The following is a 15,421-nucleotide window of genomic DNA, read 5'->3' on the forward strand; positions in this document are numbered from 1 at the left end:
TTCTAAGCTGTCAGCTTTGAGCCATGATATAGTCCTTAATACAAATAGATACCTAATTATGGTATCAGTTGAGCATGGATGCGAGTTGTGTAACAAAGCGTTCAAGCCAGATTTTTGAACTCAGACTAAAGCAAGAATAATGCATTGGATGAGGTAAAGTAATGTCGTCGCTTATCATGCAGATACTCGCGCTAAAGCACGACCTACCACAATTGCACGATCGGCTTAAAACTGACAGCTAACCCGACTTGATTATTTCTCACCCAGCCACTCTTGAATGCTAAACCGACAACTGGCAATGTTTATACGTTAATAATAAAACATAACAGGAGTAAGTATGACTCAGTTTGACAGTGTAAGTGTTGTAAAAAAAGCGAATGTCTATTTTGATGGTAAAGTTTCGAGCCGTGTTGTGCTATTCGCCGATGGCAGCACTAAAACATTGGGCTTTATGCAGCCGGGAGAATTTGAGTTTGGTACAAATCAGAAAGAGCATATGGAGTTACTAGCAGGAGAGTGGCAAGTATTACTGCCTGGCGAAACTGAGTGGCAAGCCATGAAAGCTGGAGATTCATTTAACGTAGACGCACACGTGACATTCCGCGTGAAGGTATCAGACTTTGCTGACTACTGTTGTTCGTACACTTAATGAACTGTTGTTAACCTTTATAAAAAGCCCGTGTGATGCGGGCTTTTGCATATTTTATCCGCAACGCATGATCTAAATCATCTGTGGTTACAATCAATTACTAATTATCTGCAATTTTCGCTTGTGTTAATTCAATTCGCCCCCAATACTAACTGTGAGGTAACAAGAAAAAAGGATACCCTATGAAGATTAATATTTCTGGTCATCATGTTGACGTTACTGAGGCTGTTAGAGCTCATATCAACGAGAAGTTCTCGAAAATTGCTAGCCATTTTCCATCATTAATATCTCTCGATATTATTCTTTCAAAAGAGCATCACAAATACCAAGCTGAGATAAGCACTACCTATGAAGGCGCACGCTTATCAGTAAAAGGTGAAGACGAGGTGATGTACCCAGCAATTGCAAATGCTGCAAAAAAACTAGATGCATCATTGAAACATCGTAAAGGGCAAATGAAAGCCAAACTACACGAAAAGCCGGTCAGTACAACTCCGGAAATTGCCCACGAAATTATTCAGGAAATGGATTTAACTTAATTTTACTTAATAAAGTGCCGCGCTAGGTTTAGCTAGAATCTAGCGTTTACAATCAAACTAAGAAAGCCAACCGTTGTGAAACGTTTGGCTTTTTTGGTTTTAATATTCAGCCGTCAGATTGAAGTTCCAAAAGTTAGCGAGTTACTTGATTCGTTAGCTAACTTGCTAACGTGCTCTGCTTCCAATCTCACCTAAAACGCTGTAAGTTGCTTGTTACTAAGAATAAAACACACAAAGCATATGCAATCAGCAGTATCAAATTGGCAGTCTAAATTAAATGCTTTAGGGCCGGGGATTTTAATGGCCACAGCCGCCATTGGTGGCTCACATTTAGTGGCGTCAACACAAGCCGGGTCGTTATTCGGCTGGCAGCTATTTTGGCTAATCATAGTCGTAAACGTATTGAAGTATCCATTCTTTCGATTCGGTATGGAGTACACCCTTGCGACCAAACAAAGTTTAGTTGAGGGCTACAAGCAAAAAGGGCCGGGGTATTTCTATAGTTTTATTGCGCTTAATATTGTTGCCGCTGTGGTGAACACCGCTGGAGTTTTATTATTAACGGCCAGTCTGCTGCACTATGCATTACCTATCACTGTTTCTGTAACCTTATTATGCTGGCTGATTTTATCTGTGTGTTTGCTTATTTTGTTGTTGGGGCATTTTAAGGCGCTCGATAATGTTTCAAAGCTAATTATGGGGCTGTTAACGGTTACCACCTTAGCTGCGTTAGTTGTCGCTATTAATAATGGTCCTATGGCTCCTGTTGACTACGTGGGCCCGTCGCCTTATGAGCTTGCCATGCTTGGCTTTATGGTGGCGCTTATGGGCTGGATGCCTGCTCCTATCGAAATATCAGCAATTAGCTCACTGTGGCTAAAAGAAAAGCAGCACCAACAAGCGCTGACAAAACAACAAGGCTTGTTTGATTTTAATTTGGGTTACTGGCTTACCGCAGCACTTGCGTTAGTATTTTTCTCACTAGGTGTATTAGTGCAATATGGTCAAGCCCAGGCTGTGCAATTAGGTGGTGTTGCCTTTGCAAAACAGCTAATTGATATGTATGCCCTCACTATGGGCGAGTGGGCAAGGCCTTTGGTTTCGGGTATCGCTTTTTTATGTATGTTTGGCACTACGCTAACAGTGCTTGATGGCTACGCCAGAACATTAAATGAGTCGCATAAACTGCTACCGATTAAACAGTCTAAACACAGTTTAAATATGTGGTTATTACTGCAAGCATTTGCTGGCATGGCAGTGATTTTATTCTTTAAATCGGCCCTTGGCCCAATGCTTACTTTTGCTATGACCCTCGCTTTTGTAACCACTCCAGTATTTGCGTGGCTGAACTTTAGTTTAGTGCGCTCAGAAGCCAGCATTCATCACTCACCTTTTTTACGCACCCTAAGCTGGCTAGGCTTGGTTTATTTGGTGGGCTTTGCGCTGGTGTTTTTGGTTTGGAAGGTAATGTAAAGGGAGCTGTCAGCTTTCAGCCGTCAGTTTATAGCTGATCGAGAAGGGGCTTAGTTATTTGTGTTTATAAACAATTGTAACTTTACATTCATGTCTCGGTTTTTATGCTGTTTGACGGCTCTAACTCAATTCCCTAATTGCATTACTAATCCCATCTAGCGTGAGTGGATACATACGGTTATCCATTAACTGCTTTATAAAATCAATTGATTGATAATAGCGCCAGTGTTCAACGGGTTGCGGGTTGAGCCAAGCGACTTTATCAAAGTGATTAGTTATGCGGTTTAGCCAAGCGCTGCCGGGTTCTTCATTCCAATGCTCAACGCTGCCACCGGGGTAGGCGATTTCGTAGGGGCCCATGGTGGCATCGCCAACAAAGATCACCTTGTAGTCGCTGGTGAACTTGTTAATCAAGGTCATGGTATCAATTACGTTTGAGTGACGACGCTGATTATCTTGCCAAACATGCTCATACAAACAGTTATGAAAATAGTAAAACTCTAGGTGCTTAAATTCGCTATGAGCGGCGCTAAATAGCTCTTCGCAGGTATGAATGTAATCATCCATTGAACCGCCGATATCAAACAGCATCAATACTTTTACTGCATTGTGGCGCTCAGGTGCCATTTTTACATCGAGCATGCCGCCTTGCTTTGCAGTTGCGCGGATGGTTTCAGTTAAATCGAGGGTATCGCTGGCACCAGTACGGGCAAATTTACGCAGTTTTTTTAGGGCAAGCTTAATGGTGCGTGAGCCAATTTCACGGTCGCTATCAAGGTTTCGGTAGCTGCGCTTATCCCATACTTTAACGGCACGGCGATGTCGGTTACCGTCTTGACCAATGCGCACACCTTCAGGGTTATAACCATAGGCGCCAAATGGTGAAGTGCCACCGGTACCGACCCATTTATTCCCCCCCGCATGGCGCTTTTGCTGCTCTTCAAGGCGCTGCTTGAGGGTTTCCATGAGTTTATCAAGGCCGCCCATGGCTTGTAATTGCGCCTTTTCTTCTTCGCTTAAGTGTTTTTCAAACTCTTTGCGTAGCCAATCATCAGGCAAGGCATGTTGCTGTTTTAAGCTTTCGAGCAGATCAAGGTCGGCCACGCCACTAAAGTAATCTGCAAAGGCTTTATCAAAACGATCAAAGTGGGTTTCGTCTTTTACCATGATGGTACGCGCCAAATAATAAAACGCGTCAACGTCGGCAAAAATAACCCCTTGCTTGAGCGCATTGATCAAATCAAGTAGCTCTCGCAAACTAACAGGTAAGCGGTATTCGCGAAGCTTGAAGAAAAACGCAATTAACATCTTAACGGCGGCTCATAAACGCAAGTTTTTCGATTAAGCTAATGTCTTGCTCGTTCTTTAATAACGCGCCAAACATTGGCATTAAACCGCCTTTTTGGCTTTTATCATGTAGTGTTTTAGCGTCTATATCTTCAGCCATCAGTAGCTTTAACCAATCGAGTAATTCACTGGTAGATGGTTTTTTCTTAATGCCATTAACTTCACGTAGATTAAAGAACACCTCAAGTGCTTGGCGTACTAAGTCTTGTTTAATATGCGGGTGATGCACATCGATAATTTGCGCCATTTCTTCACTACTAGGAAAATCAATGTAATGGAAAAAACAACGACGTAAAAAGGCATCTGGCAGCTCTTTTTCGTTATTTGACGTGATGATCACAATCGGACGTTGCTTAGCAACAACGCGCTCACCGGTTTCATAAACATGAAACTCCATTTTATCGAGCTCTAATAGCAAGTCGTTGGGAAATTCAATATCGGCTTTGTCAATTTCATCAATCAATAATACAGGGCGTTTGTTATGTTGCTCACCATAAGTAAAGGCTTGCCATAATTTCCCTTTTACAATGTAGTTGCTGATATCGTGCACACGCTCATCACCTAATTGGCTGTCGCGAAGACGAGATACTGCATCATATTCATACAGGCCTTGTTGCGCTTTAGTGGTTGATTTGATGTGCCATTGAATTAGCGTGGTGTCTAAGCTATTAGCAAGCTCTTCGGCCAGCATGGTTTTACCTGTGCCGGGTTCACCTTTTATAAGCAGGGGCTTTTCGAGCAAGATAGCTGCGTTAACCGCTTGTTTTAATGAATTACTGGCAATGTAGTTATCGGTTGAATTAAAAAGCACGATGTCACCTTATCTGGTCTGAGCAGTGATTAATAACGTCATGATGCCACAGTTAGTCGGCGTCTGAAAGGTATGCAAAGCGTGGTACGGTTTTACCCTCTACTGTGACCGTTTCTGTAAACATACTAAGCGGGCGTGCCCACATACCAAATTCTCCGTATAGCGCTTGGTAAATAACAAGTGGCTCATTGCTTTCGCTGTGTGTGGCAACATACTCTACTTTGTATTTTGGGCCTTTATAGTGTTGGTAAATGCCGGGTTTGATTGTCATGTGTTTATCTCGCATCTTGGAGTCATTTGGGTATAATTGCAGTTTGCACATTTTACCCTGAAACAAACTGCCTAAACTATGAATTATATTTCGTTAGATGAATACAAAAAAGCCTGGGTTTTTCGTCATAAAGATATGCCGATAAGCGCAGAAGATGCCGCACAAATAAAACCAATGACAGCTGAGCGCGCTGCGGTTTTATGGACCACTATGGTAAGCCGTGAGCATGATCACCCTGACTTTTTTGATAAAACAGATTGGTGCGGTAAAGATGACAGTTTTTCTGAAACTGTTAACTGGGAAAATGCATGGGAAGCGGGTGATGAGCAACTACCTGAAGAAATCCTTAACCATTTAGAGTGGGAAGCCAATACGACCGTGTATTTTTGTATGGCGCGCGACAATATTATCGAAACCAGCTTTGCCGTATTTAAGCGTTGTTGGCAAAACTTTATGTTTTTAGCCGATGGTAGTTTATTGCTAGGTAAAAAGCGTGATGCTGTGGTGCAGTTTTTAGAATCTGGTAATGCAAAACTGGGTAAAAAAGGCGCAGTAAAGTAGCGCTCAATAAACGCTCTATGCTATAAAACAGTCAAGCAATTGTTTTATAAGAGCGCGCATTGTCTATTTCTCATTCACAAAGTGAAACGTCACAACAAGCTGAAATTTGGCAAACAGATGCCGAACGAGCATTGTATGCACAGTTATGTAACGCGTTTTATGCTCGTGAGATCCCACGGTTAGTTGATGAACCTGATGCAGCAAGGCTAAAACGCTTATTAGCAAGTTTGCCTTACTACATAGAGCGTTTAGCGATGCGTATCGTAAGCGGTGATGCACCATTACAACTTGATTCGCAAAATGGTAGTTGGCTCGAGAAACAAAAGGCATCGCCTCCGGTCTACAGTAAAGAAGACTCAAAAAATTTTTACACTAAATATGCTAAGCGCGGGTTAATTGTTCCTGTGTTAATTAATGATGAGCAATGTACAAGGGTGCGCATAGACAGCTTAGATCAAGTAAGCGACAATAAGGTACATTGTAATGAGCTAGGTTGGTTTGATGTGTCGGGAGAGTCACTAGAACGCATACCAGCGCAAATATTAAAGCCATCAAAATTGGTTATGACAGCTGCATGCTGTGGTCATCAGTGGCAATACAATAAGCGCATAACACCTAAGCGTTTGTCATTAAGAGAAATGCTACTAGCAAGTAATATAAATTGGCGTAATCTAAAACGTCCTTTGACTTAATTTAACCGCGAAGGAGTGTTCAATGCGGGTTTTTCAATTCGCCTTGTTATGTTTGGCATTATTTATTCAGTATCGTTTGTGGTTTGGCCATAATGGAGTGCAAGATTACACTCGTTTAAAACAAGCCGTAGCATCACATCAAGATACGAATGCTAAATTATTAAAACGTAATACGGTACTAAAAGCCGACATTAAAGATTTAAAGCTTGGTCAAGAGGGTATTGAAGAACGAGCGCGTAACGAATTAGGAATGATTAAACCTGGTGAAACCTTTATTCGAGTATTACCAGGTCAGCAGTATAATGAACAATAAACAAATTATTACCGCAATTGTTCCCGCTGCGGGAGTAGGGAGTCGAATGCAACATTCGGCGCCTAAACAATATATCGAGCTTGCGGGTAAAACTATTTTAGAGCATACCTTAAGCAAGCTTGCTGAGCTTGAATGCCTTAATACCATAAAAGTCGCTATTAGTGATGATGATGGCTATTTTGCCGATTTACCGTATATAGATGCGCGAATTGAACGTGTGAGTGGTGGTAAAGAACGCGCCGATTCAGTGCTAAACGCCTTGCTATCACTTGCTGACAACCCACCTGACTGGGTACTCGTTCACGATGCGGCAAGGCCGTTAGTGTGCTTGGCAGATATTCAGCGTTTAATCGCTGAATGTACTGCTGCCAATGAAGGCGGTATTTTGGCATCAAAAGTAAAAGACACCATTAAGCGCGGTCATACCCACAGTGAGCAAACAGTGCCACGTGACGATTTATGGCAGGCGCTAACCCCTCAGTTTTTCCCTTACAAATTGCTGACCGATGCGCTATCAAATGCCCTTCAAAGTGGTGTGACTATTACTGATGAGGCATCGGCAATTGAATGGGCCAAACAGCCTGTTAAGCTGGTTGCTGGTCGCAGTGATAATATTAAAATCACCACCCCTGAAGATTTAGATTTAGCAGCATTTTTATTGCAAAAACAACAAAACGAGAGTACCTCATGATTCGAATTGGCCATGGCTTTGATGTACACAAATTTGGTGGCGAAGGGCCACTGGTGATTTGTGGTGAAAAAATTGATTATCCACAAGGCTTTTTAGCACATTCAGATGGTGATGTGGCAATTCATGCTTTATGCGATGCAATATTAGGTGCACTTGCAATGGGCGATATTGGCAAGCACTTCCCTGATACTGCGAGCGAATACGAAAATATTGATAGCCGAATTTTGCTACGCCACGTGGTTGGGCTTGCTAAAGAGCAAGGTTACGTTCTTGGCAATGCCGATGTCACGATTGTTGCTCAAGCCCCCAAAATGTTGCCACATATTCAAGCAATGCGTGAAAACTTATGCCAAGACCTTGAAGCAGATATTTCACAAGTGAATGTAAAAGCAACAACTACAGAGAAGTTGGGCTTTGAAGGTCGTAAAGAAGGTATCTCAAGTCATGCTGTGGTAATTATGAGAAAGCAAGATTGATGAGTGAACTAAATTACCTTTACGGCAAACCTCTTTCGAAAGCTGATTTTAAAACCACTGCCGAAGATTTTATGGTTGATGAAGACTTGGGCATTGAGTTTACAGGCTCTGGTGAGCATGTCTGCTTACAAGTGGTAAAAAAAGGTGAAAACACTCAGTTTGTTGCTAAACGTATTGCTGAAAAAGCCGGTGTTTCCCCGCGTGATGTGAGTTACGCGGGCTTAAAAGACCGTCATGGTGTATGTACACAATGGTTTAGTGTGCCAGTGCCAATTAAAAAGCATATTGAATTTAGTGAACTGAATAACGAGCAGTTTTTTGTTATTTCGCAACAGCGCCACAATCGCAAACTCAGAACCGGCTGCCATAAAGGCAACCGCTTCACCATCACTTTACGTAATGTGACTGAACCACTGGATATTTTATGCCGTATTAACGCGGTGCGTGCCGGTGTGCCTAATTACTTTGGTGAACAACGCTTTGGTCATGGTGGGCACAACCTTGAAATGGCAAAACGCATGTTTGCCGGAGAGCGTATTCGCGACAAAAAATTACGAGGTTTAGTGATCTCTGCAGCGCGCTCTTATGTGTTTAATGAAATTGTGAGCTTGCGCGTTGCTGAACATGGCCTTGCGAAAACCATGCACCGCGAAGTATTTATGTTAAGTGGCAGCAATGCCTTTTTTGAAGATAACATTAGCGACGATAATATTGCCCGCTTAGCGTCTGGCGATATCGTGATGTCGGCCCCTATGGTTGGTAAAGGTGAAAAAGGCCTTACCGAGGCCGAAAAAACGTGGCTCGAACCTTATCAGTCTTGGATAGCTGGCCTTAGCGAACTTGGTCTTAAAAACGAGCGTAGAATGTTACGCTTGATCCCAGATTCATTAGCGGTTGAAACCCTAGACGAGACAACATTAAAGCTGAGCTTTGGGTTACCAAAAGGGTGTTTTGCCACAGCCTTGTTGCGTGAGCTGGTGGACTATCAAGATGCCAGCCCAAAAGAACAAAAACAAAAGGATGCGTAGATGAAAATTTTATTAAGTAATGATGATGGTGTAAATGCAAAAGGGATCGCAGTTTTATATCAAGCCCTGACCCAAATTGCTGATGTGACACTTGTTGCACCTGATCGTAATTGCAGTGGTGCAAGTAATTCATTGACCTTAATGAATCCACTGCGTGCAACAACCTTAGAAAATGGTTTTATTTCCATTAATGGCACGCCAACTGATTGTGTGCACCTTGGTGTCAATGAGTTAATGGATGAGCAGCCGGATCTTGTGGTTGCAGGCATTAATCATGGTGCCAACCTAGGTGATGATACTTTGTATTCAGGCACTGTTGCTGCTGCAACCGAGGGCCGCCATTTAGGGCTTCCGGCTATCGCCGTATCCTTGTGTTCTAAAGAAGGGAATCATTTTGAAACCGCCGCCGCTGTTGCTGTGAGTATCATTAAAGAATTAGCTTCGCATCCGTTACCAAAAGATCAAATTATCAATCTAAACGTACCTGACGTGCCACTTGTTGAATTAAAAGGCGTGAAAGTAACACGCTTAGGAGCACGCCATAAAGCCGAAACCATGACTAAACAGCAAGATCCATGGGGCCGCGATATATACTGGTATGGTACCTTGGGTGCTGAAAGTGATGCAGGGGAAGGCACTGATTTTTATGCCATTAATAATGGCTACGCATCAGTCACACCACTTAGTGTTGATATGACGGCTAAAGAAAGCCTACAAGCCGTTGATAGCTGGTTAGCAAATATGGAGATTAATGGTGCTGACTAATTATAATCGCAGTGCACTTGCATTAGCTGAATTATTAAAGCGCGAGGGTGTCGAAGACAGTGTCGTGCTAGAGGCAATTGCAACAACGCCTCGCCATATCTTTGTTGATGATGTTTTACAGCATAAAGCCTATCAAAATACCGCATTACCAATTGGTCAAGGGCAAACTATTTCGCAGCCTTACATTGTTGCACGTATGACAGAGTTACTTCGTTTAGCTGGGGTTCGCGATAAAGTGCTTGAGATAGGCACTGGGTCTGGCTACCAAACAGCGATTTTAGCTAAAACCTTCACCAAAGTGTGCTCAGTTGAGCGCATTAAAGCACTACAGTGGCAAGCGAAGCGCCGCTTACATAAGCTTGATTTATACAATGTCACCATGAAGCATGGCGATGGCTGGCAAGGATGGCAGTCACAAGCGCCCTTTGAGGGGATCATTGTCACTGCTGCGGCAGCAACAATGCCGCACGGATTACTTGAACAACTTGCTGATGGTGGCGTGATGATTGCACCCATTGGTGAGCAAGATCAGCAATTAATGATGGTTGTTAGAAATGGCGACACATTTACAGAACATAAAGTTGCACCAGTGAGATTTGTACCTTTGGTGCCTGGTGATATTGAATAGGACCTAATACTTTGAAGTTGTTTACTAAGTTATATGATATGGCGCTTGTATGGGCTAAACACCGACATGCTGAGCGTTATTTAGCAGGGATGAGTTTTGCTGAATCTGTTTTTTTTCCGGTGCCGCCTGATGTCATGCTAGCACCGATGTCGCTTGCACAGCCAGATAAAGCATGGCGCTTTGCCAGCTTTACCACCATTGCTTCTGTGATTGGTGGTATTTTAGGTTATTTACTTGGCTTTTGGTTATTCGAACCAGTTGTTGAACCTCTTATTGCGCAAATGGGTTGGCAAGCTAAATTTGATACAGCCCTAAGCTGGTTTGAAAATTACGGTGTTTGGGTGGTTTTCTTAGCTGGATTTTCGCCTATCCCCTATAAGGTATTTACCATAGGCGCAGGTCTAATGCAGATGGCATTTTTACCATTTTTACTTGCTTCTGCTGTTGGTCGTGGGGCACGTTTCTTTCTTGTTTCGGCACTAATGAAATGGGGTGGAGTTAAAATGGAGCAAAAATTACGTCAATATGTTGAAGCCCTTGGCTGGGGATTGGTTGTTTTAGTGGTGGTTGCGTACTTTTTACTACGATAAGCCATAAAACCATTAGTTAGTACGATAAGGAGCATTTTACGATGAGCAGGCAGATAACAGTCTATGTTACTTTGTTTACTAGTATTTTGCTCTTTGGCTGTACGTCTCGCGAAGCACCCGCTCCGGTCAGTAGTTTAGATAATCATGTAAAGCCGACGACGCGCAAAGTAAATATCACAGGCTCAAAATACACAGTGAAAAAGGGTGATACTTTATATTCAATTGCCTTTAGTTCTCAACGAGATTTTCGAACCCTCGCAAAAATAAACAATATTCCAGCACCTTACACTATCTTTCCCGGCCAACGTATCTTGATTACAAAGCAGGAACAAAAACACAAAAAGGCGAAAAAATATACGAATTCGAGTAAAAAGTCTACTTTTTCCATACAAAAAAATAACAAAAAATTAAAGAAAGAGCTTGATCAGCCAAAACAACGAGAGTATGTTCAGAAACAAGCCAACAAAATAATTAGTGACAAAAACGGTAATTCTAATTCTAAAGTTGTATGGAGCTGGCCGGCTAAGGGCAAGGTCACGCGACGCTTTTCTAATAAAGAAAACGGCTTTAAAGGGTTACAGATCACTAACAAAGAGGGGGCTTCTGTTTTAGCTGCTGCACACGGAACTGTGGTATACGCGGGTAACGCGTTGCGAGGTTACGGTAATTTAATTATTTTGAAACATAATGATGATTACCTAAGTGCTTACGCGCACAATTCAACGTTGCTTGTAAAGGAAAAACAGGAAGTAAAGGCAGGGCAGAAAATAGCAGAAATGGGCAGTTCAGACTCTTCGGTTACGGCTTTGAGATTTGAAATTCGTTATCGGGGTCAAGCAGTCAATCCTGCTAAGTATCTACCTTAGCCATTAGGGTATTGATAAAAGTGATTTAGCTCAATCACATATTTGCTCGGGAGGACGCTTATGGGTCACACAGCAAAACTAGAGAAAACAACTGACGCGATTGACGATAAATTTGATGACACGGTAGTCGAAGATGATGCTTCTGAATTATTAGAAGAAGTTGATAACGAAGAAGATATATTTGCAAAAGACGAAGTTGCTAAAAACTTAGATGCAACCCAGCTGTATTTAGGTGAAATTGGTTTTTCTCCACTGTTAAGTGCAGAAGAAGAAGTATTTTTTGCTCGCAAAGCATTGAAAGGCTGTGAAGCCTCTCGCAAGCGAATGATTGAAAGTAATTTACGTCTAGTAGTGAAAATTGCCCGCCGTTATAACAATCGTGGCCTTGCACTACTTGACCTTATTGAAGAAGGTAATCTAGGCCTTATCCGAGCTGTTGAAAAATTTGACCCAGAACGTGGTTTTCGCTTTTCAACCTATGCAACATGGTGGATCCGTCAAACCATTGAACGCGCCATCATGAACCAAACACGTACAATTCGTTTACCAATTCACGTAGTTAAAGAACTAAATGTGTATTTAAGAACTGCACGTGAACTAACCCAGAAGTTAGACCACGAACCAACCGCAGAAGAAATTGCAGAGTGCTTAGATAAGCCGGTTGAAGACGTGACTAAAATGCTGCGTTTAAATGAAAAGATAACTTCAGTTGACACTCCTATTGGTGGTGAAAACGATAAAGCTCTGCTTGATATCATAGCCGATGAAAAAGGCTCTGGTCCTGAGGGAGAAGTACAAAATAACGACATTAACAAACACATTGTTGATTGGTTAGGTGAGTTAAATCCTAAACAACGCGAAGTACTCGCTCGACGTTTTGGTTTACTCGGTTATGAGCCATCAACTCTAGAAGATGTTGGTCGTGAAATTGGCTTAACACGTGAGCGTGTAAGACAAATTCAGGTGGAAGCATTACGTCGCTTAAAAGACATATTGCAACATGAAGGTTTAAGCACTGATAGCTTATTCGACCAATTCACCTGATATATAGCAAATTAGACAACAATACATAGGCTTTAGGGTCTAGAACACACAAAAAAGCTGACATTGCGTCAGCTTTTTTTATATCTTAGTTATACCTACAGTAAATCTTTTAATTGATACAGTAGTTGGTGTGCTTGTCTTGGCGTTAGGCTGTCTGGATCAAGCTGTTTTAAGGTTAATTCAAGCTCAGACGGTTCATCATCAAAACTTAATGTTTGCTGTTGCTGCTCAATGGGGGCCGTGACAGGTTGGTGGTTTTCGAGCATTTTTAGCTTTTGTTTGGCTTGTTGGATCACCGCTTTTGGAACACCGGCCAAGGCAGCAACTTGTAGGCCAAAGCTTTTGCTTGCTGCGCCTTCAAGCACAGTATGCATAAAGGCAATTGTGTCGTTATGCTCAATGGCATCTAAATGCACATTTACCAACCCTGTTTTTTGCTCGGCCAGCTCTGTTAACTCAAAATAGTGAGTTGCAAATAAGGTTTTAGCGGCAATTTTTGAAGCTAAATAGTCAGCTGTTGCATAGGCTAGCGATAAACCATCATAGGTCGAAGTACCGCGACCAATTTCATCCATTAGCACCAGTGATTGTGCTGTGGCGTTATTTAAAATAGTTGCCGTTTCTGTCATCTCAACCATGAAGGTTGAACGCCCTGATGCTAAATCATCGCTTGCCCCAATACGTGTAAAGATACGGTCAATATTTCCGATTTCAGCACTATCTGCAGGTACATAAGAGCCAATGTGTGCCATTAGCACGATAAGTGCTGTTTGACGCATATAGGTTGATTTACCACCCATATTTGGGCCTGTGATAATCAACATTTTACGGTCGTTATTAAGCTCCACTGGGTTGGCAATAAACGGGTCTTTCATTACCTGTTCAACCACCGGGTGGCGACCTTGTTTAATACTGATGTTATCGTTATCGCACAGTGTTGGCTTAGTATAATTAAGCGCTTGTGCTCGTTCTGCCAAATTGTTTAAAACATCTAAATCAGCCAGTACGGCAGCCATAGTTTGTAACTGTTCAATGTGCGGAGCAATAAATTCGAACAGTTGCTCGTAAAGCTGTTTTTCAAGCGCAAGTGCTTTTGATTGGCTACCGAGTACCTTATCTTCATGCTCTTTTAGCTCAGGGATAATATAACGCTCATTGTTTTTTAGCGTTTGGCGACGAATATAATCTGCAGGCACTAAATGAGAATTGGCGCGGCTTACTTCAATAAAAAAGCCATGCACTTTGTTGTAGCCAATTTTTAAAGTGCTAATGCCAGTGCGCTCTCGCTCACGCTCTTCAAGCTTTTCAAGAATATCGGTTGCACCTTGGCTTAGTGCACGCCATTCATCAAGCTCACTGTTGTAACCTGGTGCAATAACGCCACCATCACGAATAAGTACTGGTGGGGTTTCGATTACAGCACGTTCGAGTAAATCTTGTAGTTCAGGTAACTGTTGCGACTGAGCAATTATTTGGCTAATACGCTGGTCATTAGCATCCGTCAGTAATTCGTGTAGTGGTGCTAGTGCTTGCAGTGCACTACGCAGGCGCGTTAAATCACGCGGTCTTGCGGTACAAAGTGCTAAACGGGCAATGACACGTTCAATGTCGCCAATTTGTTTTAACGACTCTTGCAGTTCACCACATAATTGCGCATCAATAATGGCGCTAATAGCGTTGAGTCGAGAGTTGAGCTCTGTTTTACTGCGCACCGGTGTATGAATACGGCGTTTTAATAAGCGTGAACCCATCGCTGTCGCAGTTTTATCAAGTACTTGCGCAAGGGTATTTTCGTAACCACCCGATAAGTTAACGGTAAGTTCAAGGTTTTTACGGGTTGCTGCATCTAAGATCACTGCATGTTCGTTTTGCTCAAGGGTAATGGCACGAATATGCGGCAGGGCAATGCGCTGCGTATCTTTTACGTATTGCATTAAACAGCCCGCAGCCACTAAAGCGGCATGTGCTTTGTCTACACCAAAACCAACCAGATCTTTAGTGCCAAACTGGTCGCACAGTAAATGCTGCGCAGTATCTAGATCAAATTCCCATTCAGGGCGACGACGTGCACCTTTAATGTGCTCAATTAAGTGCACATTCGCAAAGGTTTCACTATAAAGTAGCTCTGCCGGTGCTAAACGCTGTAATGTTGAGCTAAATGCTTCATCAGTATTAACTTCTAATACATTGAATCGACCAGAGTTTATATCAAGATAGGCAACTCCATATAAACCTTGCTTGTTTTGCCAAACACTGGTCAGAAGGTTGTCTTGGCGCTCTTGTAGTAACGCTTCGTCAGAAATTGTGCCAGGGGTAACAATACGTACAACTTTACGTTCCACTGGGCCTTTGCTGGTGGCGGGGTCGCCAATTTGCTCGCAAATAGCTACGGATTCACCCATTTGTACAAGGCGAGCTAGGTAGTTTTCAACGGCATGATAAGGCACACCTGCCATTGGTATTGGATCACCACCGGCTTTACCGCGATGAGTTTGAGAAATATCAAGAAGTTGCGCTGCACGTTTAGCGTCATCAAAGAAAAGTTCGTAAAAATCGCCCATACGATAAAACAATAAAATATCCCGATGCTCGGCTTTTATTTTTAGATACTGCTGCATCATAGGGGTTTGTTGTTTTATAGTGTGCGGTGCATAAAGATCAAACGACATGTATTTAC

At 42.5% G+C, this 15,421-nt stretch carries 18 protein-coding genes; 14 read left to right on the top strand and 4 right to left on the bottom strand.

The window, feature by feature from the left end:
- Window positions 1–337: 337 nt before the first annotated feature.
- From NH454_RS04190 to NH454_RS04200, 3 genes are all read left to right on the top strand, one after another.
- Window positions 338–649, top strand: a complete 312-nt coding sequence (locus NH454_RS04190; protein WP_135926026.1) for a pyrimidine/purine nucleoside phosphorylase — start codon at window positions 338–340, stop codon at window positions 647–649.
- Window positions 650–831: 182 nt separating this feature from the next.
- On the top strand, window positions 832–1,188 hold the full coding sequence (gene raiA / locus NH454_RS04195; protein WP_135926025.1) for a ribosome-associated translation inhibitor RaiA: 357 nt from the start codon (window positions 832–834) through the stop codon (window positions 1,186–1,188).
- Window positions 1,189–1,428: 240 nt separating this feature from the next.
- Entirely contained in the window at window positions 1,429–2,661 is a 1,233-nt protein-coding gene (locus NH454_RS04200) for a divalent metal cation transporter (RefSeq protein WP_253038289.1), read from the top strand.
- 120 nt (window positions 2,662–2,781) lie between these two features.
- Here the strand turns inward: NH454_RS04200 and NH454_RS04205 are convergent, their stop codons facing one another.
- Genes NH454_RS04205 through NH454_RS04215 form a run of 3 tightly spaced genes read right to left on the bottom strand, consistent with a single transcriptional unit; the run spans window position 2,782 to window position 5,090 of the window.
- Entirely contained in the window at window positions 2,782–3,969 is a 1,188-nt protein-coding gene (locus NH454_RS04205) for a VWA domain-containing protein (protein ID WP_063703231.1), read from the bottom strand.
- Between the two features lies 1 nt (window position 3,970).
- Window positions 3,971–4,819, bottom strand: a complete 849-nt coding sequence (locus NH454_RS04210) for a MoxR family ATPase (RefSeq protein ID WP_253038291.1) — start codon at window positions 4,817–4,819, stop codon at window positions 3,971–3,973.
- 52 nt (window positions 4,820–4,871) lie between these two features.
- Window positions 4,872–5,090 (bottom strand): DUF1653 domain-containing protein, encoded by a 219-nt coding sequence (locus NH454_RS04215; protein WP_138558398.1) that lies wholly within the window; start codon window positions 5,088–5,090, stop codon window positions 4,872–4,874.
- A gap of 78 nt (window positions 5,091–5,168) precedes the next feature.
- Here NH454_RS04215 and NH454_RS04220 point away from each other — a divergent pair, with 78 nt between their 5' ends.
- Genes NH454_RS04220 through rpoS form a run of 11 tightly spaced genes read left to right on the top strand, consistent with a single transcriptional unit; the run spans window position 5,169 to window position 12,744 of the window.
- Window positions 5,169–5,651, top strand: a complete 483-nt coding sequence (locus NH454_RS04220; RefSeq protein WP_135926021.1) for a DUF2947 domain-containing protein — start codon at window positions 5,169–5,171, stop codon at window positions 5,649–5,651.
- A 59-nt stretch (window positions 5,652–5,710) separates the two neighbouring features.
- Window positions 5,711–6,343 (top strand): hypothetical protein, encoded by a 633-nt coding sequence (locus tag NH454_RS04225; protein ID WP_253038293.1) that lies wholly within the window; start codon window positions 5,711–5,713, stop codon window positions 6,341–6,343.
- A gap of 22 nt (window positions 6,344–6,365) precedes the next feature.
- On the top strand, window positions 6,366–6,656 hold the full coding sequence (gene ftsB, locus NH454_RS04230) for a cell division protein FtsB (protein WP_135926019.1): 291 nt from the start codon (window positions 6,366–6,368) through the stop codon (window positions 6,654–6,656).
- On the top strand, window positions 6,646–7,347 hold the full coding sequence (gene ispD, locus NH454_RS04235) for a 2-C-methyl-D-erythritol 4-phosphate cytidylyltransferase (RefSeq protein ID WP_135926018.1): 702 nt from the start codon (window positions 6,646–6,648) through the stop codon (window positions 7,345–7,347). Before ftsB ends, ispD begins: the two co-directional genes overlap by 11 nt.
- On the top strand, window positions 7,344–7,823 hold the full coding sequence (gene ispF, locus NH454_RS04240) for a 2-C-methyl-D-erythritol 2,4-cyclodiphosphate synthase (protein ID WP_135926017.1): 480 nt from the start codon (window positions 7,344–7,346) through the stop codon (window positions 7,821–7,823). Before ispD ends, ispF begins: the two co-directional genes overlap by 4 nt.
- Window positions 7,823–8,851 (top strand): tRNA pseudouridine(13) synthase TruD, encoded by a 1,029-nt coding sequence (locus NH454_RS04245; RefSeq protein ID WP_135926016.1) that lies wholly within the window; start codon window positions 7,823–7,825, stop codon window positions 8,849–8,851. The genes ispF and NH454_RS04245 overlap by 1 nt, the downstream gene beginning before the upstream one ends.
- The gene (gene surE / locus NH454_RS04250) at window positions 8,852–9,616 is read left to right on the top strand and encodes a 5'/3'-nucleotidase SurE (RefSeq protein ID WP_135926015.1); all 765 of its coding nucleotides are present in this window, start codon (window positions 8,852–8,854) and stop codon (window positions 9,614–9,616) included.
- Entirely contained in the window at window positions 9,606–10,244 is a 639-nt protein-coding gene (locus tag NH454_RS04255) for a protein-L-isoaspartate(D-aspartate) O-methyltransferase (RefSeq protein WP_135926014.1), read from the top strand. Before surE ends, NH454_RS04255 begins: the two co-directional genes overlap by 11 nt.
- An 11-nt stretch (window positions 10,245–10,255) precedes the next feature.
- Window positions 10,256–10,834: a YqaA family protein gene (locus NH454_RS04260; protein WP_135926013.1), complete on the top strand. Its 579-nt coding sequence runs from the start codon at window positions 10,256–10,258 to the stop codon at window positions 10,832–10,834.
- 41 nt (window positions 10,835–10,875) lie between these two features.
- Window positions 10,876–11,700: a peptidoglycan DD-metalloendopeptidase family protein gene (locus NH454_RS04265; RefSeq protein WP_253038295.1), complete on the top strand. Its 825-nt coding sequence runs from the start codon at window positions 10,876–10,878 to the stop codon at window positions 11,698–11,700.
- Window positions 11,701–11,760: 60 nt separating this feature from the next.
- Window positions 11,761–12,744: an RNA polymerase sigma factor RpoS gene (gene rpoS / locus NH454_RS04270; protein ID WP_135926011.1), complete on the top strand. Its 984-nt coding sequence runs from the start codon at window positions 11,761–11,763 to the stop codon at window positions 12,742–12,744.
- 95 nt (window positions 12,745–12,839) lie between these two features.
- On the opposite strand, the gene mutS is transcribed toward rpoS, so the two are convergent.
- A complete protein-coding gene (mutS, locus tag NH454_RS04275) occupies window positions 12,840–15,413 on the bottom strand; it encodes a DNA mismatch repair protein MutS (RefSeq protein ID WP_253038297.1) in 2,574 nt (857 codons plus the stop codon).
- Window positions 15,414–15,421: the final 8 nt, after the last annotated feature.

This window comes from Pseudoalteromonas sp. Ps84H-4 (assembly GCF_024124645.1).
In the GTDB taxonomy this organism is placed as follows: Bacteria; Pseudomonadota; Gammaproteobacteria; order Enterobacterales; family Alteromonadaceae; genus Pseudoalteromonas; species Pseudoalteromonas lipolytica_C.